We start from the raw sequence: 19,323 nt of genomic DNA on the forward strand, positions 1-19,323 counted from the left end.
GCGTGGGCGGGTGCCATCGCCCTCACGCCCCGGACCCGCCGGGAGCCCGCTTCTCCCAGCCCTCGGCCCACAGGTCGAACCGCGCCCGCTGCTGCGGGAATTCGGCCGCCGCGTCGACGTCGAGCTCGACGCCCAGGCCCGGTTCGTGCGACAGCTCGAAGCAGCCCGTCTCCGGATCGACCCGCGGCGCGCCCTTCACGACCTTCTTGATGTCCGCGTCCGCGAAGTCGTTGAAGTGCTCCAGGATCTTGAAGTTCGGCGCGGTGAAGCCGACGTGGAGGGAGGCCGCGGTCAGCACCGGGCCGCCCACGTTGTGCGGGGCGACCAGCATGTAGTGGGTCTCGGCCGTGGCCGCGAGCTTCCGGGTCTCCCAGATGCCGCCGATGTGCCCGACGTCGGGCTGGAGGATGTCGGCCGCCTGGCTCTCGAAGAGCTCGCGGAACTCGATCCTGTCGTGGATGCGTTCACCGGTCGCCACCGGCATGTCGACCCTGGCCGCGACCTTCTCCAGGGCCTTGAGGTTCTCCGGCGGCACCGGCTCCTCCAGCCACGCGGGGCGGAACGGCGCGAGCTCGCGGGCGAGCCGGATCGCCGTGGCGGGCGAGAACCGGCCGTGCATCTCCAGCATCAGCTCGGCGTCGGGCCCGATCGCGTCGCGCACGGCCTCGATCAACGACACGGCGTACAGGCTCTGTTCGTGGTCCAGTTCGTAGTGGCCCGTCCCGAAGGGGTCGATCTTCAGGGCCCGGTAGCCGCGCTCCATCACCCCCTGGGCGGCCTTGTGGTACGCCTCAGGGGTGCGCTCGGTGGTGTACCAGCCGTTCGCGTACGCCTTGACGCGGTCGGTCACCCTGCCGCCGAGCAGCTGCCAGACCGGGACGCCCAGGGCCTTGCCCTTGATGTCCCAGCAGGCCGTCTCGACGACCGCGATGCCCGACATGACGATCTCGCCGGCGCGGCCGTAGTCGCCGTACTTCATCCTGCGGACGAGGTCCTCGATCGCGAACGGGTCGGACCCCTTGATGTGGTTGGCCTCCGCCTCGCGGAGATAGCCGATGAGCGCGTCGGTGCGGCCGAGCATCCGGGTCTCGCCGACACCGGTCAGGCCCTCGTCGGTGTGGACCTGGACGTAGGTGAGGTTCCGCCAGGGTGTCCCGACCACGTGCGTGCTGATTCCCGTGATGCGCAAGGCAGTTGCCCCTCGACTTGTTCGGTATTTCGTCACACGTTCGAAATGTTGGCGAGACGGTATTCACGGCGGCCGGAACGTGTCAATGGGTCGCGCGCCGAACTGCCCCGTGTCTAACCTGTGTTCGTCATACCGATCAGCGACCGAAGTATCGGACGCGCAGGGAGGGAAGGCCGAACTCATGGGACGACTGGTGCCCGCGGTGACCAGGTCGCTGGACATACTCGAACTGTTCCTGGAGGGCGACGGGACCTTCTCCGCGCCCGAGGTCACCCGCAGACTCCAGCTGCCGCGCACCACCGTGCACGAACTGCTCACCACCCTGGCCGCCCGCTCGTATCTCGTCCAGATCCCCGGCCAGCCGGGCTGCTACCGCCTCGGGGTGCGCACCTACCAGCTCGGCAGCCGGTACGCCGAGCAGCTCGACCTCGCCGCCGAGGGGCAGCAGGTGGCCCGCGAGGTCGCCGAGACGTGCGACGAGACCGTCCACGTCGCCGTCCTGGAGGACACCGACGTCATCTACATCGCCAAGGTGGACTCCACGCACGCCGTGCGCATGGTCTCCGCGGCGGGCCGCAGACTGCCCGCGCACTGCACGTCGGTCGGCAAGATGCTGCTCGCCTCGCTGCCGCCGGACGAGCTCGAATCCCGGCTGCGGGGACGGGAGTTGACCGCGATGACCCCGAACAGCGTCACCGGCCACGACGAGCTCCTCGCCGCCCTCGCGGGCATCCGCGAGCGGGGCGTCGCGGTCGAGCACCAGGAGTCCAACCCGGACGTGAGCTGCGTGGCGGCGCCGGTGCGGGACGGCACGGGACAGGTCGTCGCGGCGCTCTCCGTCTCCGTGCCGATGATCCGCTGGAGCGAGGAGCGCGAGCGCGAACTGGCCGAGCTCGCCGTCAAGGGCGCGGGCGACCTGTCGGTCCGCCTCGGCCACCGGGGCGCGTGATGAGCCGCGCGTACGAAGTGGCGGTGCGCGCCGAGGCGTCCCTCGGCGAGGGCCCCACCTGGGACCCGGCGGCCGAACGCCTCATCTGGGTCGACATCCTCGGCTCGCGCGTCCACACGTACGCCCCCGGGGACGGGCGCCGCACGGTCATGGCCACCGAGCAGCACGTCGGCGCCGCCAAGCCGCGCGCGGGCGGCGGCCTGGTGGTCAACCTCCGTGACGGCATCGGCCTGTACGGCCCCGGCGGCGCGCCCTTCTCCTGGCTGGTGCGCGACCCGGTGCCGGGCCGCCGCGGCAACGACGCCGCCGTCGCGCCCGACGGCGCGCTCTGGGCGGGCACCATGCGCTACGACGAGGCGCCCGGCGGCGGCAGCCTCGCCCGCGTCGCCCCCGACGGCACCGTCACCGAACAGCTCGGCGAGGTGGCCGTCAGCAACGGCACGGCGTGGAGCCCCGACGGGCGCCTCGTCTACTACGTGGACAGTCCCACGCGACGTATCGACGTACTCGACCACGCATACGAGGCCGAGGGCGGGGGCGGGGGCGGGGGTCAACGTGTCCTGAACAGAAGGCCGTTCGCCCACATCGAGAACGGTGCGGGCTACCCCGACGGGCTCACGGTCGACGCCGACGGCTGTGTCTGGGTGGCGCTCTGGGACGGCGCGGCGCTCCGCCGCTACACCCCCGAAGGACGGCTCGACCGGACCGTGGAGCTGCCCGTGCGCCGCCCCACGGCCTGCGTCTTCGGCGGCCCCGACCTGCGCGACCTGTACGTCACCACGGCCCGCACCGGCCTCGGCCGGCCGCATCCGCTCGCGGGTTCGGTGCTGGTCGTGCCGGACGCGGGCCGGGGGCTGCCGGGCGTCGCCTTCCAGGGCTGAACTCAGCCCTCGTGGTCCAGTTCGCGCAGGTACTTCCCGAACTTCTCCAGACCGTCCACGTTGCGCGGACCGCTGATGCCTTCGTTGTAGTCGAGGACGAAGAAGTTGTTCTTCCTGACCGCGGGCAGCTCCTTCGTGTGCGGGGACTTCTTCAGGAACTCGATCTTCTTCTTCGCGGGCTGGTCGCCGTAGTCGAAGATGATGACGACCTCCGGCTCGGCCTTCGTCACGGCCTCCCAGTTGACCTGGGTCCAGCGCTCGTCGAGGCCGTCGAAGATGTTCCTGCCGCCCGCGCTCTTGATGATGTCGGTGGGCGGGACCTGGCTGCCGGCCGTGAAGGGCTGGTCGGTGCCGGAGTCGTAGAGGAAGACCGGCACCCGCTCGCCCCCCGGCGCCTTGGCCTCGACCGCCGCCACCCGCTTCTTCAGCCCTGCGACGACCTGATCGGCCTTCTTCTCCACCTGGAAGATCTTCCCGAGCCGCTCCAGGTCGCTGTAGAGCGCCTTGAACGGGGTCACCTTCTGCGGGTGCTTCGGGTAGTTGAAGCAGCTCTCCGTGTGCATGAAGCTCTGGATGCCGAGCTTGTCGAGGATCTTCGGGGTGATGCCGCGCTGGTCGCTGAAGCCGGAGTTCCAGCCCGCGACGACGAGGTCCGACCTGGCCTCGACGACGAGTTCCTTGTTGAGCAGGTCGTCGCTGAGCATCTTGACCTTGGCGTACTCCTTCGCCCAGGGCGACTCGCTCACGGGCGGGTTGGCGGGCGGCATCACGTACCCGTGGACGTGCTCGGTCAGGCCGAGGCTGAACAGCTTGTCGGCGCTGCCGCCTTCGTACGCGACCGCCCGCCGGGGGACCTTGTAGGAGACGGGCTCGCCGCAGCGCTCGACGGTGGTCTTCTCGGACGCCTTCGCGCCGCCGTCCGATGCGACCTCGGCGCCGCAGCCGACGAGCAGCGTCAGCGCGAGCGCGGATCCGGCCGCGATGGATCGGGTGTGGGACATGGGGACTTGTCGCCTTTCAGAGGGAGGGGTGGAGCGAGTACAGAAGCTGCGGGTCGCCCGTCAGCGGATGCGGCACGACGCTCGCCTTCACGCCGAACACGTCGGCGACCAGCTCCTCGGTGAGCACCTCCGCGGGCGTCCCGGACGTGACCAACCGCCCCTGGGACAGCACTCCGATCCGGTCGCAGGCGGCCGCCGCGAGGTTGAGGTCGTGCAGTACGACGAGGACGGTGAGCCCGGCGCCGCGCAGCTGCGAGAGGACCGCGATCTGGTGGCGTACGTCGAGGTGGTTGGTCGGCTCGTCCAGGACGAGGACCCGCGGCTCCTGGACGAGGGCGCGGGCCAGCAGCACGCGCTGGCGCTCGCCGCCGGAGAGCGCGAGGACACCGCGCCCGGCCAGGTGCCGGATGTCGAGCCGCTCCATCGCCCGTGCGCACAGCTCCCGTTCGCGCGCCGTGAGCGCCTGGTTGCCGCGCCGGTGCGGGGCCCGGCCCAGCGCCACGACCTCCTCGACCGTGAAGTCCAGGTCGACCGTGCCGTCCTGCGTCAGGGCGGCGACGAGCTGCGCGCCGCGCCGCATCGTCAGGCGGGTGATGTCGTCCCCGCCGACGAGCACGGCGCCGGACGTCGGACGCAGCGCCCGGTACACGCAGCGCAGCGCGGTCGACTTGCCGCTGCCGTTCGGGCCGACCAGGCCCACGACCTCGCCGCGCCCCACGTCCAGGGAGAGGTCACGCACCAGGCTCTTGCCGTCGATCGCCACGGAGAGCGCTTCGATACGGAGATCCATCTCAACGGCCCCCGAACGTATAGCCCTTGCGGCGCATCAGGCCGATGAAGACCGGCACCCCGACGAGCGCCGTGATGACGCCGAGCGGCAGCTCGCGCGGGGCCACCACCGTCCGGGACAGCAGATCCACCCAGACCATGAACACCGCGCCGACCAGCGGCGCGACGGCGAGCACGCGCGCGTGCGTGGCGCCGACCACCATCCGCACCAGGTGCGGCATGACGAGCCCGACGAAGCTGATGGCGCCGCTCACGGCGACCATCACGCCGGTGACCAGCGAGACGACCACGAGCAGCGACCTGCGGTGCCGGTCGGGGCCGACGCCCAGGCTCGCGGCGGTCTCGTCGCCGAGCGCGAGGACGTCCAGGGCGCGGCCGTGCCGGTGGAGGACGACGAGGCCGAGCAGGACGACGGCCGACACCACGGGCAGGGAGCCCCAGGAGGCCGCGCCGAAGCTGCCCATGGTCCAGTACAGGATCATGCTGGTCGCCTCGCTGTCCGGCGCGAAGTAGATGATCACGCTCATCACGGCCTGGAACCCCAGCGACATGGCCACGCCCGTCAGGACGAGACGCAGCGGCGAGAGAGAGCCCCGGTCGCTGGAGGCCGCGTACACGAGGAAGGACGCGAGGAGCGCGCCGATGAAAGCGCCCGCCGAGACCGCGTGGACACCGAGCGCGGCCAGGCCCCCGGTCACCGTCACGCCGACCGCGCCCACCGACGCCCCCGAGGAGACGCCGAGGACGAACGGGTCGGCGAGGGCGTTGCGCACCATCGCCTGGATGGCCACGCCGACCGCGCTCAGACCGGCGCCCACCAGCGCGGCGAGCAGCACCCGCGGCGTACGGATCTGCCAGATGATCTGGTACGTGGTCGTCTCGTCGGCGCCGACGCGGCCCCCGCTGAGCGCCGCCCACAGAAGGCGGGCGGTCTCGGCGGGCGACACGGCGGCGGCGCCCAGGCCGATCGCCACGACGACCGAGGCGACCAGGGCGAGGAAGAGCGCGAGGCAGGTCAGCACCAGGGCCCTGGGGGAGGCGAGCCGCTCCCGCACGGCGGCCCGGGGCCGGGAGGTGTCCGCGGGAGCCGCCTCCGTGACGGTGCTCACGCGGCCTCCGCCCCGTCGTCGATCCGGTCCGCCCGCAGCACCGGCACGGCCGCGCCGAGCGCCGCGAGGACCAGGGCGCCGAAGACCGCCGCGACACCGGGGTAACCGGCCAGACCGAGCCCTGCGCCGCCGAGCGCCGCGCCGACGAACACGCCGAGGCTCTGGCCCGCCGCGTTGAGGCTCAGCGCCGAGCCGCGCAGCCCCGTCCCGCAGCGCCGCACGATGAGGCTGACCACGCAGGCGGCGACGACCGCGTGGCTCGCCGCGTGCAGCGCGGTCATGGCGAGGGCCAGCGGCAGCCAGTGCGTGAAGTAGAAGCCCACGACGGAGACGAGGGCGGCGACCAGACCGAGGGCGAGCAGGCGTTCCGTCCCGAGGCGCGGCGCGGCCGCGTTGGTGATCCGCCCGGTGAGGAGGTTGCTGACGAAGAACGCCGCGCCGCTCAGCGTCCACACGAACGCGAAGAGCCCGGCGTCGAGGTCGAACCGCTCCTCGTAGAAGGCCGCGAGGTACGAGAGGTAGCCCATGAACACGGCGGTGCGCAGGAACCCGATGAGCAGCAGGGGCACCGCGCCGCGCACGGCCGCGAGCGCCCTGAACGAGGCGAGGTAGCCGAGGCGTTGCCCCTGCGCGGTGGCCTTGTCCGCGCCCGGTTGGGCCCGCCTGCCGCGCCGGGCCACGAAGACCACGGCGAGCAGCAGCGCCACCACCGTCACGCCGAACAGGTCGCCCTGCCAGCCCCAGAACAGCGCGGGCAGCGCGATGACCGGCGCGGCGAGCATGGCCGTCATGGACTGTGTCGCGGTGACCAGGGTCGCCGCGCGCCCCGCGGCCTTGCCGGTGCCGAAGCGGTCGGCGGCCGCGGCGGTCAGCGCTGGGTTCAGGACGGCCGTACTGGCGCCGATGAGCAGGCAGAACACGGCGAGTTGGACGAAGCCCCCGGTGGCGCCGAGCGCGGCGGACGCCCCGAGCGCGGCGAGCGCGCCCGCCGCCGCCCACTCCCTGGGGACCCGGTCGATGAGCGGGGCGAGCGCGGTGCCGACGAGCAGGGCGGCCAGGCCGCCGAGCCCGCGCAGACCGCCCATCGCGGCGACACCGCTGCCGGCCTCGTCGGCGATGGGCACGAGGTAGGTGCTGAAGACGGTGAACGGCAGCAGGCCGACCGCCGAGGCGAGAAGGACCGGCCACAGGGCGCGGGCCATGCGCAGATCGCCCGGCAGCGCCTCCTCCGCGCCAGCCCCGGCCACGTCGTTCTTGGTGGCGTCGACGCTCACGCTGCCGCTCCGTTCGGGGCGAGGGGCGCGCGGTAGCGGTACATCGGCGTGGCGTCGGCGCTGAACTGGGAGAAGGTGAAGGGCTCCGCGTTCAGCCCGGTGACGCCCGCGCCGAGGAAGGCGCGGGCGACGGCGCTGCCGCTCTGGGCGTAGACGACCAGCGGCACGTCGTGCTCGACGCAGTGGCGCAGGATCAGGTCGAAGGTGCCGTTGCTGAGCGTCATGCCGGTGGCGACCACGGCGTCGGCCCGCGCGAGGACCTCGGTCATGTCGTCGGTGACCGGCTCGCCCCACGCGGTCGTCCGCAGGTTGAGGTCGCAGGGCAGACAGTCGCCGCCCCGCTCCCGTATCGCCGCGACGAGCGGGTTGACCACGCCGATCAGGGCGACCTTCGCGCCGGGCGCGATGTCGAGCAGCCCGGCGATGGCAGCGTCGCGGGCCTCGGCACGGACCTCGGGCGTGCCGGTGGGCAGCATGACGCGCTCGGCGTCCTCGGCGTCGCGGTGCGGGCGCACCCGGGCGAGATAGGCGTCGAGCGCCGCGGTCCGCACGGGCGCGGACTCGTCGCGCAGCAGCTTGTCCAGGGACTGCCCCGAGGCGTTCTCGCAGAAGTCCGGGGCGAGTTCACCCGCCTCGAAGGAGCACGCGCCGAAGGAGTCGCCGACGCGCAGCAGCAGGTAGTGGTTGTGGTACGTGACCTCGCCGCCGGCGAGCCGGGTGGTGTTGTAGAGCCAGAACGCGCTGGTGACGACGAGTTCGGCGGGGTCGGGTCCATGGGCGCCCGAAAGGACCGCGTCGGTGAGGTCGGCGACGGTGTGGGGCGTGGGGTGTGACATGCGTGTTCTCTCTGGGGTTGCCGGGGTGTTCACGGAGTGGCGGGCGGCCAGGCCGTGGTGGACCAGGGGTGCCGCAGCTCGTCGAGCGAGGTGATCTCGTGCGGCTTCAACTCGTCGATGTCCAGGGCCTGTTCGTGCCGCGCGTAGGCGCTCTCGACGTAGCGGTGTCCGGTGTCGGCCGCGATGAAGACGTACGTACGGGAGTCGCCCCCGCGCCGCTCCCACAGGGCGGCGAGATGGGCGGCGCCCGCCGAGAGCCCGGCGAAGATGCCGGTGGTGCGCAGCAGGGCGACCGCTCCGGAGACGGCGCTGTCGAAGTTGACCCAGTGCACGCGGTCGTAGAGCTCGTGCCGGACGTTCTGGAAGGCGATGGCGCTGCCGATCCCGGCGATGATCATGTCCGGGTCGGCGACGTGCTCCGAGCCGAAGGTGACGCTGCCGAAGGGCTGCACGCCGACGAGCGACACGTCACGGCCCGCCTCGCGCAGATACGTGGCGATGGCCCCGGTCGACGCGCCCGAGCCGACCCCGCCGACCAGGGCGAGAGGGCCCGCGGGGAGCTCCGCGTCCATGGTCTCGGCGACCTCGCGGTAGCCGTAGTAGTGGATCTCGTCGTGGTACTGCCGCATCCAGTGGTACGAGGGGTTGTCGGCCAGGATCTCGGCGATGCGCCGCACCCTCAACTCCTGGTCCAGGCGCAGGTTCCTGGAGGGTGCGACCTGTTCCAGGGTGGCGCCGAGTATCTCCAGCTGCACCCGGGTCGAGCGGTCCACGGTGGTGGAGCCCACGATGTGGCACTTCATTCCGTGGCGGTGGCAGGCGAGGGCCAGGGCCTGCGCGTAGATGCCGCTGGAGCTGTCGACGAGCGTGTCGCCCGGCCGGACGGCACCGGATTCGAGCAGGTGCCGGACGGCGCCGAGGGCCGAGTAGATCTTCATGGTCTCGAACCGGAGACAGGCCAGATCCGGTGCGAGGGATATGAGATCGGGTTTCTTCACCGCTTCCGCGATGTGTGCGTGCATGGCTGGGATCCCCCGTAGGGAGTGAGGGCAGGAAGGGGCCCGGGGAGTGCGGGCGCCGCTCGGCGGCCCCCGGGAACGCCGAGAGCATCACACCAGATGAAAATGATTGTCAAGACCGGGTAAGCTCGGCACACTGGTGCACGCGGGGTGCCGCGCCGTGTGCACCGCGCCGTCGAGAGGAGTCGCGTGAAGCTGTTCCAGGAGGCCGGACCCAGGTCCCGCCCGCCGCGCCGAGGGGCGCCGACGACGGGGGTCGGCACCGCCTTCGGCACCTTCGGCGAACTGCTCCAGGGAGTGCTGCCGGAGGAGGACGGCGACTTCCTCGTGACGCTGCCGGTGGCCCGCTGGACGATGGCCACGTTCCGGCGGGGATCCGTCTCGGGGGAGATCGAGGTCCGGCCCGCGCACAAGACCAAGGCGCTCCGACTGGCGCGCATGATCGCCGACCTGGCCCCCAGGAGGCTCGGCTCCCCGCCCGGCGGAGTGCTCACCGTCAGCAGCGTGATCCCCGAGGGCAAGGGGCTCGCCAGCTCCTCCGCCGACCTCGTCGCCACCGCAAGGGCGGTCGGCCGCGCCCTCGACGTCCCCATGCCGCCCGCCGGGATCGAACGGCTCCTGTCCCGCATCGAACCCACCGACGGCGTGCTCTACCCCGCGATCGTCGCCTTCCACCACCGCAGCGTGCGGCTCCGCGCGGTCCTCGGCTCGCTGCCCGCCATGGCCGTCGTCGGCGTCGACGAGGGCGGCTCGGTCGACACCGTGGACTTCAACCGCATCCCCAAGCCGTTCACGACGGCCGACCGGCACGCCTACGCGGGCCTCCTCGACGGACTCACCGCCGCCGTGCGCCGCCAGGACCTCGCGGAGGTCGGCCGCATCGCGACCCGCAGCGCCCTGATGAACCAAACCCTGCGCCACAAACGCCTGTTGGACCCGATGCGGGCGATCTGCCGCGAGGTCGGCGGCCTCGGCGTCGCGGTCGGCCACAGCGGTACGACGCTCGGGGTGCTGCTCGACGCCACGGACCCCGCGTACACGCGCCGCGTCACCGCCGCGGCGCAGGCGTGCGCGGAACTGGCGGGCGGCGTGACGGTCTACCGCACGCTGAGCTTCGGCAACGCCTCGTGCGGGGCGGGCACGATCGACGGGCGTGTGCCGTGACGGGCACCGCGGGGCGCACGCGCGAAGGGGAGCCCCGGGCGGGCATGCGCAGAACCCGCCAGCGCACCGCCGTCCTCGAAACCCTCGGCCGCTGCAGCGAGTTCGTCTCCGCGCAGGAGCTGCACGCCCTGCTCGCCGGCGCCGGCAGCGCGGTCGGCCTCACCACCGTCTACCGCGCGCTGCGGGACCTCGAGCGCGCGGGGCTCGTCGACGTCGTACGCGACGACACCGGCGAACGCCTCTACCTGCGGCGGCCCAGCGAAGAACACCGGCACTACCTCATCTGCCGCCGCTGCGGCCGGAGTCAGGCGGTGGACGCGCGGGACGTCGAGGCGTGGGCCGAGCGCCTGGGGGAGACCACGGGCTTCGCGGACCTGGAGCACACCCTCGAACTCAGCGGTGTGTGCGGACCGTGCGGGCCCACCGGGGCCACCGGGCGCGGTGATCTCACGCGCGCCCGGAATGTGACGCGCGCCACTGAACCCCGCGGGAACTGGGCGCCGCACCCGCCCGACTCCTGAGGCGGCGCGGATCCGGTCGGTCCGCGTCTTCACGCGATCCGGGAGCGGTGATGGCTGACCAGAAGCGATGGCACGGACTCCTGCCGCCGCCCGCGCTCTGCGGATTCCTGCTGCTGCTCGTCCTGGTCTTCGTGGTCTCGTACGCGGTCGGAAAGGCCGTCGGCCCGGTCGCGCCCGGCATGCGCGGCAGCGTGACGGACTCCGACGGCGGCGGTGGCCGCGGCGGCGGTGACGACATGGGTGACATGGGCGGCATGCACGGGGGAGGTCACTGATGGGCGCCACGGCCCTGGTCAGCACCGACCTCGCCGTCGGCGGCATGACCTGCGCGGCCTGCGTGAACCGGGTCGAGAAGAGGCTCGGCAGGCTGGACGGCGTGAGCGCCACGGTCAACCTGGCGACGGGCCTCGCCCGCGTCAGCCACCCGCAGGACGTACCGCCGAGCGCGCTGATCGCCGCGGTGGAGCGGGCCGGCTACCCGGCCCACCTGCCGGAGCCGGTGAACGAGCCGGTCCGCGAACACCCGGCAGGGGAGGCGGAGTCGGAGGAATCCGGCGCGGACCCGGCGGCGGAGAAGGCGGTCGGCGGCCCGGCGGCCGGGAAGGGCGGCGCCGCCCCCGAGTGGCGGCGGCTGGTCGTCACCGCCCTGCTCGCCGTGCCCGTGCTCGTTCTCTCCATGGTGCCCGCCCTGCAGTTCCGCAACTGGCAGTGGCTCTGCTTCGTGCTCGCCGCACCCGTCGCCACCTGGGGCTCGTGGCCGTTCCACGCGCGGGCGCTGCGCGGCCTGCGGCACTCCGCCGCGACCATGGACACCCTGGTCTCGCTCGGAGTCGCCGCGTCCTTCGGGTGGTCGGCGTACGCGCTGTTCCTCGGCGGCGCGGGCGTGCCCGGCATGACGATGCCGTTCAGCCTGCTGCCCTCCGCCGACGACGGCACCGCGCACGTCTATCTGGAGGCGGCCGTCGGCGTGCCGCTGGCCGTGCTCGCCGGGCGGTTCCTTGAGGCGCGGGCCCGGCGCGGCACCGGCGCCGCGCTGCGCGCGCTCGCCGGGATCGCCGTCAAGGACGTCGCCGTGCGGGAGGGTGGCGGCGAACGGCGCATCCCGGTGGGCGAGTTGGGGCTCGGTCAGGTCTTCGTCGTACGGCCCGGCGAGCGCGTCGCCACCGACGGCGTCGTGGTGGAGGGCAGCTCCGCCGTGGACCTGTCGCTGGTCACCGGGGAGAGCGAACCGGTCGAGGTCGGGCCGGGCGCGGACGTGACCGGCGGGGCCGTCAACGCGGGCGGGCTGCTCCTCGTCCGCGCCACGGCCGTCGGCGCCGACACCCGACTCGCCCGCATCACACGGATGGTGACCGACGCTCAGGCGGGCAAGGCGCGGGCGCAGCGGCTCGCCGACACGGTGGCGGGCCTGTTCGTGCCGGTGGTGCTCGCGCTCGCCGCCACGGTCCTCGGCTTCTGGCTCGGCGCCGGAGCCGACCCCCAGGCCGCCGTCACCGCCTGCGTGGCCGTCCTGGTCGTCGCCTGCCCCTGTGCTCTGGGCCTCGCCACACCCACCGCCCTGATGGCCGCCACCGGCCGCGGCGCCCAACTCGGCGTCCTGGTCGGCGGGGCGCAGGCCCTGGAAACCCTGCGGCACATCGACACCGTCGTCCTCGACAAGACCGGCACCCTCACCACCGGGCACATGAGCGTCACCGCCGTCACGGCCGCCCCCGACGGCATCGGCGAAGAGCGGGCGCTGCGCCTGGCCGGGGCCGTGGAGCAGGGCTCGGAACACCCGCTGGGCCGGGCCGTCGCCGCGTACGCGCAGACGCGCCACGCGGGCCCGCTGCCGCGGGCACGGGAGTTCCACGCGGTGGCGGGGTGGGGCGTACGCGGCCTGGTCGGTGAGCGGCGCGTCGAAGTCCACGCGCCGGGAGACGAGTTGACGGGCCCGCTGGCCCGCGCCGTCGCGGACGCCGAGGCCGCCGCCCACACCCCGGTCCTGGTCCGCGTCGACGGCGTCCCCGAGGCGGTCGTCGCGGTCGGCGACCTGGTGCGGCCCGGCAGCTACCGCGCCGTGGACCGGCTGCGCCGCCTCGGAGTGCGCCCCGTCCTCGCCACCGGCGACCGCGAGGCCACCGCCCGCGCCGTCGCCGAAGGCCTGGGCATCGACGAGGTCCACGCCCGCCGCACACCGGACGACAAGGCGGCCCTCGTAAGGGAGTTGAGAGAGCGCGGACACCGGGTCGCGGTCATCGGCGACGGGGTGAACGACGCCGCCGCGCTCGCCCGCGCCGACCTCGGCATCGCCATGGGCGGCGGCACCGACGTGGCCATCGGGGCCGCCGACGTGACGCTCGTGCGCGGCGACATCGAGGCCGTCGCCGTCGCGGTCCGCCTCGCCCGGCGCACCCTCGCCACGATCCGCGTCAACCTCCTGTGGGCCTTCGGCTACAACGCCGTCACGGTGCCGCTCGCCGCGGTCGGCCTGCTCGGCCCCATGGTCGCGGCGGTGGCGATGTCGGCGAGCTCCGTGCTGGTGGTCGGCAACAGCCTGCGGCTGCGCACCTGGAACCCGGCGCCCGGCAGACCCTCGCCTCCGGCACGGAAAGGCGCGCGATGACGAGCGCCGAACAGAACCCCTGGCGGCCGTCCCGCCGCAGGCTCCGCGAAGCCGGTCGCGCCGCGCTCGCGCCCCTGACGGCCTGCGCCATGGCCCTGGGCGCTCTCACCGCGTGGACCGGGTCCGGCGCGGCGGGGAGCCCGGCCCGCGTCGCGGTCGGGCCCGGCACGGTCTACCTGCCGTACGGCGACCGGCAGGAGACCGCCGCGTTCTTCCGCATCACCAACTCGGGAGGCTCCGACGACCGCTTGACGTCGGTGACGTCCCCGGTCCTCGACGAGGTGATGCTGGGCCGGTACACGGCCGCGGGCGACGGGGCCGCCACCATGCGCATGCTGGACTCGGCCGCCGTCCCGGCCCGCGAGGGCCTCACCATGACCCCTCAGGGCGTGGACGTGATGGCTCGCACGCGCGCACCGCTGAGCGTGGGCGACAGGATCCCGTTCGTGCTGACCTTCCGCCACGGCGGCCGCGTCAACGCCGAGGCGGTGGTGGTCCGCCCGACCTCCTGACCCCGGCCTCCCGACCTCCTGCCCCCGGCCTCCCGGCCACGCGCCGCACCACGGGAACCGGGCACAAGTCTTCCTGGTCCGCTCCTGCATTGGCGCGTAACGTGGCGCCCCATGAAGATCCTCATCAGCGCCGACATGGAGGGCGCCACCGGCGTGACCTGGCCGGCGGACGTGCTGCCCGGCACCCCTCAGTGGGAGCGGTGCCGGGCGATGTTCACCTCGGACGTGAACGCCGCCGTGCTCGGTTTCTTCGACGGCGGCGCCGACGAGGTGCTCATCAACGAAGCGCACTGGACCATGCGCAATCTGCTGCTGGAGCAGCTGGACGAGCGGGCCCAGATGCTGACGGGACGGCACAAGTCGCTCTCCATGGTCGAAGGTGTGCAGCACGACGACGTGGACGGCATCGCGTTCATCGGGTACCACGCGGGCGCCGGCATGGAGGGCGTCCTCGCGCACACCTACCTCGCCAACCAGATCACCGGCGTCTGGGTCAACGGCGTCCGGGCCAGCGAGGGGCTGCTCAACTCCCATGTCGTCGCCGAGTACGGCGTCCCCGTGGTGCTCGTCACCGGCGACGACCTGGCCTGCGAGGACGCCCTCGGCTACGCGCCGGGCGCGCTGAAGGTCGCCGTCAAGGACCACGTCTCGCGGTACGCGGCGGTCTGCCGCACCCCGGCCCGCACCGCCGCCGACATCCGCGCCGCGGCGAAGCAGGCCGCGCCGCTCGCCGTGCGCCACGAGCCGGTCGTCGGCGGGCCGTTCACCGTCGAGGTCGAGTTCGACGCCGAGCACCTTTCGATGGCCTCGACCGTCGTACCGGGCGTGCGCCGTACGGGGGAGCGCCGCGTCGCCTATGACAGCGAGACCATGTACGAGGGGATCCGTACCTTCAAGGCGGTTACGACGATCGCCTCTGCCGCCGTGGAGGAGCAGTATGGGTGACCAGGGTCAGGGCCGGGAGACGACCGGTCGGGAGCAGGGCCGGGGGAGAGACGACCAGGTGGACGCACGGGCACTCGACGAGGTCGTGACGTTCACCAGCGAGCTCATCCGCATCGACACCACCAACCGCGGCAGCGGCGACTGCCGCGAGCGGCCCGCCGCCGAGTACGCCGCGGAGCGCCTCGCGGACGCGGGCCTGGAACCCACGCTCCTGGAGCGCACCCCGGGCCGCACGAACGTCGTCGCCCGCATCGAGGGCACCGACCCCGGTGCCGACGCGCTGCTCGTCCACGGCCACTTGGACGTCGTGCCCGCCGAGGCCGCCGACTGGAGCGTCGACCCGTTCTCCGGGGAGGTCCGCGACGGCATCGTCTGGGGCCGTGGCGCGATCGACATGAAGAACATGGACGCGATGATCCTGTCCGTCGTGCGGAGTTGGGCGCGCTCCGGCGTCCGGCCCCGGCGCGACCTGGTGATCGCCTTCACCGCCGACGAGGAGGCCAGCGCGGTCGACGGCTCCGGCTTCCTCGCCGACCACCACGCCTCCCTCTTCGAGGGCTGCACGGAGGGCATCAGCGAGTCGGGGGCCTTCACCTTCCACGACGGGCGCGGCAACCAGATCTACCCCATCGCGGCGGGCGAGCGCGGCACAGGATGGCTCAAGCTCACCGCACGCGGCAAGGCGGGCCACGGCTCCAAGGTGAACCGCGCCAACGCGGTGAGCAGGCTGGCCGCCGCCATCGCCCGCATCGGCGAGCACCGATGGCCGGTGCGGCTCACCCCGACCGTGCGGGCCGGACTCGTCGAACTCGCCACGCTGTACGGCCTGGAGAGCGACCCCGAGGCGCCCGGTTTCGACGTCGACGCGTTCCTGGAGAAGCTCGGTCAGACCGCCGACCTGGTCGCGCCGACGGTGCGCAACAGCGCCAACCCGACGATGCTGCAGTCGGGTTACAAGGTGAATGTGATCCCAGGGGAGGCGGTGGCGTACGTCGACGGCCGCTTTCTACCCGGCGGCGAGGAAGAGTTCCGTCGCACGCTTGACCGACTCACGGGCCCTGACGTCGACTGGGAGTTCCACCACCGCGAGGTGGCGCTGCAGGCTCCGGTCGACTCGCCGACGTACGCGCGCATGCGGGCGGCCGTCGAGGAGTTCGCACCGGAGGGCCACGTCGTGCCGTACTGCATGTCGGGCGGCACGGACGCCAAGCAGTTCTCGCGGCTCGGCATCACCGGCTACGGCTTCTCGCCGCTGAGGACACCGGAGGGCTTCGACTACCAGGCGCTCTTCCACGGCGTCGACGAGTGCGTCCCGGTCGACGCACTGCACTTCGGCGTCCGCGTCCTCGACCGCTTTCTGCGTACGGCCTAGGAAAAATGGGGGAAGTAAAGGACATGATGCAGACCCGGGCGTACGGATCATGGCCGTCACCGATCGATGCCGGACTCGCCGCCGCCCACGACGGCGCCCCGGGGCACGTGGGGTTCGTCGGGGGCGAGGCCTGGTGGACGGAGCCACGGCCCACCGAAGGAGGGCGGCGCGCCCTGGTGCGGCGCCTGCCCGACGGCGAGGAGCGCTCGGTGCTCCCCGCGCCGTGGAACGTGCGCACCCGCGTCGTCGAGTACGGCGGCCGCGCCTGGACCGGGGCCGACCGCCCCGAAGGGCCGCTGCTGGTCTTCGCCGACTTCGCCGACCAGCGTCTGTACGCGTACGAGCCGGACGCCCCGGAAACACCGCCGCGCCCCCTGACTCCGCTCTCCTGCGTGGGCGGCGGGCTGCGCTGGGCCGACCCCCTCCTGTGCCCGGAGCGGGGCGAAGTCTGGTGCGTCCTGGAGGAGTTCACGGGCGATCAGCCCACCGACGTGCGGCGCGTCATCGCCGCGGTGCCGCTGGACGGCTCGGCGGCCGACGACCGGGGCGCGGTCCGTGAACTCTCCGACGGCAGGCACCGGTTCGTCACGGGGCCCCGCCTGTCGCCCGACGGCACCCGGGTCGCCTGGATCGCCTGGGACCACCCGCGCATGCCGTGGGACGGCACCGAGCTCCTCGCCGCAGAGGTGCGCGAGGACGGCACCTTCGGCGCGCCCCGGACCCTCGCGGGCGGCCCCGAGGAGTCGATCGCCCAGGTCGAATGGGCCCACGACGGACGGCTGTTGTACTCCAGCGACCGCACCGGCTGGTGGAACCTGTACCGCACGGCGCCGGACGGCGGCACCGCGGAGCCGCTCTGCCCGCGCCAGGAGGAGTTCGCGGGGCCGCTCTGGCAGATCGGCCTGAGCTGGTTCGCGCCGCTGGACAGCGGCCTCGTCGCCGTCGTGCACGGCAAGGGCGCCACCGCGCTCGGCATACTCGACCCCGAGACCGGCGAGGTCGTCGACGCGGCGGGCCCCTGGACGGAGTGGTCCGCGACCGTCGCGGCGGACGGCCCCCGCGTGGTCGGCGTCGCCGCGAGCCCTCGCAGCGCGTACGAGGTCGTGGAGCTGGACACGGGCACGGGGCGCGCCCGCGTCGTCGGCGCCGCCCACGACGACCCGGTGCACCCCACGTACTACCCGGAACCGCAGATCCGTACGTTCTACGGGCCGGCGGGGCGGGAGATCCACGCGCACATCTACCCCCCGCACAACCCCACCCACATCGCGCCAGACGACCAGCTCCCGCCCTACGTGGTGTGGGCGCACGGCGGCCCCACCGGCCGCTCGCCACTCGTCCTCGACCTGGCCATCGCCTACTTCACCTCGCGCGGCATCGGCGTCGCCGAGGTCAACTACGGCGGTTCCACCGGGTACGGGCGCGCCTACCGCAACCGGCTGCGCGAGCAGTGGGGCATCGGCGACGTCGACGACTGCGCGGCGGTCGCCCTCGCTCTTGCCGACGAGGGCACCGCCGACCGGAGCCGACTCGCGATCCGCGGCGGCAGCGCGGGCGGCTGGACCACGGCCGTCTCGCTGACCAGCACCGACGTCTACGCCTGCGGGACGATCATTTACCCGGTGCTCGACCTCACCGCGTTCGCGTCGGAGACCCACGACCTCGAATCGCGGTATCTGGAGTCCCTGGTGGGACCCCTCGCCGAGGTCCCCGGGCGGTACGCGGAGCGCTCGCCGGTCGACCAGGCCGAGCGGATCACCACGCCGTTCCTGCTGCTCCAGGGGCTCGACGACGTGGTCTGCCCGCCCGCCCAGTCCGAGCGGTTCCTCGCCAAGATGGAGGGGCGCGGCGTCCCGCACGCCTACATCGCCTTTGAGGGCGAGGGGCACGGATTCCGCCGCTCCGACACCATGGTCCGCGCCCTGGAGGCCGAACTCTCCCTGTACGCCCAGGTGTTCAGACTCGACCTGGCGGGCCGCGTCCCGACCCTGGAGCTCGCCAAGTGAGACCCCTCGCCCGGCCCGCGCGCCTCGTTCCCGGCGCGCGGGTCGCCGTCGTCGCCCCGAGCGGCCCCGTCCCCGAGGACGCGCTCCAGGCGGGCCTCGACATCCTGCGCGGCTGGGACCTGGAGCCGCTCGTCATGCCCCACGTCCTGGCACGGCACGACACGTTGGACTACCTCGCGGGGGCGGACGCCGACCGCGCCAGGGACCTGGAGCGGGCCTGGTGCGACCCGTCCGTGTCCGCCGTGTTCTGCGCCCGCGGCGGGTACGGCGCCCAGCGGATGGTGGACCTCGTCGACTGGTCGGCGCTGCGTGCGGCGACGCGGACCGCGGGGCCCAAGGTGTTCCTCGGCTACAGCGACATCACCGCGCTGCACGAGGCCTTCGCCACGCGCCTGGGCGTCGCCACGCTGCACGGCCCGATGACCGCCGTGACCGGCTTCCTCAAGAACGCGCGGGCGCAGGAACACCTGCGGACGACGCTCTTCACGCCGGAGGCGGCGCAGGTGGTGCGGGCCGACCCGGCACGGGCCGGGGCGCTGGCCGGCGGCCGGGCCAGGGGTGTCACCCTCGGCGGCTGCGTGTCACTGCTCGCCGCCGACCTCGCCACCCCGGGGGCGCGGGCGTCCGCGCGCGGCGGCCTGCTGTTCCTGGAGGACATCGGCGAGGAGGACTACCGCCTGGACCGGATCCTCACCCAACTCCTGCGCGCGGGCTGGCTGGACGGCGTCGCCGGCATCGCCCTCGGCTCGTGGGAGGAGTGCGGGCCGTACGACGACGTGCGGGCGGTCTTCGCGGACCGTCTCGGCGGGCTCGGCGTGCCGGTGGTCGAGGACTTCGGCTTCGGGCACTGCGAGGGGGCGCTGACGGTGCCGTTCGGCGTGCCGGGCGAACTGGACGCGGACGCGGGCACGCTGACACTCGACGTACCGGCGCTCGTTTAGGAGACGTACCGGCCCTCGCGCGGCGGACGTAGGAGACGTACCGCCCCCACGGCGGACGTAGGAGACGTACCGCCCCCACGGCAGACGTACCTGACGCCGACGTCACCCGCATGGCCCACCGCCCCACCCCGGAGACACGCCCACCGCGCGCGATCCCGGCCCAGCTGCCCATGCTGGTGCCGGGGGAGGCCGGCGTACCTCCGACGGAAG

General features: G+C 73.3%; 18 protein-coding genes. 11 read left to right on the forward strand and 7 right to left on the reverse strand.

The features are described 5' to 3' along the window. Nucleotides 1-22: 22 nt before the first annotated feature. Nucleotides 23-1,189 (reverse strand): mandelate racemase/muconate lactonizing enzyme family protein, encoded by a 1,167-nt coding sequence (locus tag ACZ4D5_RS27640; RefSeq protein WP_467775114.1) that lies wholly within the window; start codon nt 1,187-1,189, stop codon nt 23-25. A 181-nt stretch (nt 1,190-1,370) separates the two neighbouring features. Between ACZ4D5_RS27640 and ACZ4D5_RS27645 the strand changes: the two genes are divergently transcribed. After that, nucleotides 1,371-2,138, forward strand: a complete 768-nt coding sequence (locus ACZ4D5_RS27645) for an IclR family transcriptional regulator (RefSeq protein ID WP_467775115.1) — start codon at nt 1,371-1,373, stop codon at nt 2,136-2,138. After that, nucleotides 2,138-3,019: an SMP-30/gluconolactonase/LRE family protein gene (locus ACZ4D5_RS27650; protein ID WP_467775116.1), complete on the forward strand. Its 882-nt coding sequence runs from the start codon at nt 2,138-2,140 to the stop codon at nt 3,017-3,019. Before ACZ4D5_RS27645 ends, ACZ4D5_RS27650 begins: the two co-directional genes overlap by 1 nt. 2 nt (nt 3,020-3,021) lie before the next feature. Here ACZ4D5_RS27650 and ACZ4D5_RS27655 read toward each other — a convergent pair whose 3' ends face one another. The 6 genes from ACZ4D5_RS27655 to ACZ4D5_RS27680 are packed head-to-tail and all read right to left on the reverse strand — an operon-like array spanning nt 3,022 to nt 9,050. After that, complete coding sequence (locus ACZ4D5_RS27655; RefSeq protein WP_467775117.1) at nt 3,022-4,020, reverse strand: ABC transporter substrate-binding protein; 999 nt, start codon at nt 4,018-4,020, stop codon at nt 3,022-3,024. A gap of 16 nt (nt 4,021-4,036) precedes the next feature. Then, nucleotides 4,037-4,810, reverse strand: coding sequence for an ABC transporter ATP-binding protein (locus ACZ4D5_RS27660; RefSeq protein ID WP_467775118.1), 774 nt, complete (start codon nt 4,808-4,810; stop codon nt 4,037-4,039). A 1-nt stretch (nt 4,811) separates the two neighbouring features. Next, nucleotides 4,812-5,918 carry a FecCD family ABC transporter permease gene (locus ACZ4D5_RS27665; protein WP_467775119.1) on the reverse strand — a complete coding sequence of 369 codons (1,107 nt, stop codon included), beginning with the start codon at nt 5,916-5,918 and terminating at the stop codon, nt 4,812-4,814. Further along, nucleotides 5,915-7,192, reverse strand: a complete 1,278-nt coding sequence (locus ACZ4D5_RS27670; protein WP_467775120.1) for an MFS transporter — start codon at nt 7,190-7,192, stop codon at nt 5,915-5,917. The genes ACZ4D5_RS27665 and ACZ4D5_RS27670 overlap by 4 nt, the downstream gene beginning before the upstream one ends. Continuing rightward, nucleotides 7,189-8,028 (reverse strand): Rossmann-like domain-containing protein, encoded by an 840-nt coding sequence (locus ACZ4D5_RS27675; protein WP_467775121.1) that lies wholly within the window; start codon nt 8,026-8,028, stop codon nt 7,189-7,191. Before ACZ4D5_RS27675 ends, ACZ4D5_RS27670 begins: the two co-directional genes overlap by 4 nt. 29 nt (nt 8,029-8,057) lie before the next feature. Further along, nucleotides 8,058-9,050, reverse strand: coding sequence for a pyridoxal-phosphate dependent enzyme (locus ACZ4D5_RS27680; protein WP_467775122.1), 993 nt, complete (start codon nt 9,048-9,050; stop codon nt 8,058-8,060). A gap of 192 nt (nt 9,051-9,242) precedes the next feature. Between ACZ4D5_RS27680 and ACZ4D5_RS27685 the strand changes: the two genes are divergently transcribed. The 9 genes from ACZ4D5_RS27685 (at nt 9,243) to ACZ4D5_RS27725 (ending at nt 19,113) form a co-directional block, all read left to right on the forward strand. Beyond that, nucleotides 9,243-10,211 carry a GHMP family kinase ATP-binding protein gene (locus ACZ4D5_RS27685; RefSeq protein ID WP_467775343.1) on the forward strand — a complete coding sequence of 323 codons (969 nt, stop codon included), beginning with the start codon at nt 9,243-9,245 and terminating at the stop codon, nt 10,209-10,211. 44 nt (nt 10,212-10,255) lie between these two features. Further along, nucleotides 10,256-10,732 carry a Fur family transcriptional regulator gene (locus tag ACZ4D5_RS27690; RefSeq protein WP_467775123.1) on the forward strand — a complete coding sequence of 159 codons (477 nt, stop codon included), beginning with the start codon at nt 10,256-10,258 and terminating at the stop codon, nt 10,730-10,732. 50 nt (nt 10,733-10,782) lie between these two features. After that, nucleotides 10,783-11,007 (forward strand): hypothetical protein, encoded by a 225-nt coding sequence (locus tag ACZ4D5_RS27695; protein WP_467775124.1) that lies wholly within the window; start codon nt 10,783-10,785, stop codon nt 11,005-11,007. Continuing rightward, entirely contained in the window at nt 11,007-13,337 is a 2,331-nt protein-coding gene (locus tag ACZ4D5_RS27700) for a heavy metal translocating P-type ATPase (protein ID WP_467775125.1), read from the forward strand. The genes ACZ4D5_RS27695 and ACZ4D5_RS27700 overlap by 1 nt, the downstream gene beginning before the upstream one ends. Then, a complete protein-coding gene (locus ACZ4D5_RS27705; protein ID WP_467775126.1) occupies nt 13,334-13,849 on the forward strand; it encodes a copper chaperone PCu(A)C in 516 nt (171 codons plus the stop codon). The genes ACZ4D5_RS27700 and ACZ4D5_RS27705 overlap by 4 nt, the downstream gene beginning before the upstream one ends. A gap of 111 nt (nt 13,850-13,960) precedes the next feature. Continuing rightward, nucleotides 13,961-14,794, forward strand: coding sequence for a M55 family metallopeptidase (locus ACZ4D5_RS27710; RefSeq protein ID WP_467775127.1), 834 nt, complete (start codon nt 13,961-13,963; stop codon nt 14,792-14,794). Continuing rightward, entirely contained in the window at nt 14,787-16,166 is a 1,380-nt protein-coding gene (locus ACZ4D5_RS27715) for a M20/M25/M40 family metallo-hydrolase (RefSeq protein WP_467775128.1), read from the forward strand. The genes ACZ4D5_RS27710 and ACZ4D5_RS27715 overlap by 8 nt, the downstream gene beginning before the upstream one ends. Nucleotides 16,167-16,192: 26 nt before the next feature. Further along, nucleotides 16,193-18,172 carry a dipeptidyl-peptidase 5 gene (locus ACZ4D5_RS27720; protein WP_467775344.1) on the forward strand — a complete coding sequence of 660 codons (1,980 nt, stop codon included), beginning with the start codon at nt 16,193-16,195 and terminating at the stop codon, nt 18,170-18,172. Beyond that, nucleotides 18,169-19,113 (forward strand): S66 peptidase family protein, encoded by a 945-nt coding sequence (locus tag ACZ4D5_RS27725; protein WP_467775129.1) that lies wholly within the window; start codon nt 18,169-18,171, stop codon nt 19,111-19,113. The genes ACZ4D5_RS27720 and ACZ4D5_RS27725 overlap by 4 nt, the downstream gene beginning before the upstream one ends. Nucleotides 19,114-19,323: the final 210 nt, after the last annotated feature.

Source organism: Streptomyces sp. NPDC025651, assembly GCF_055558735.1.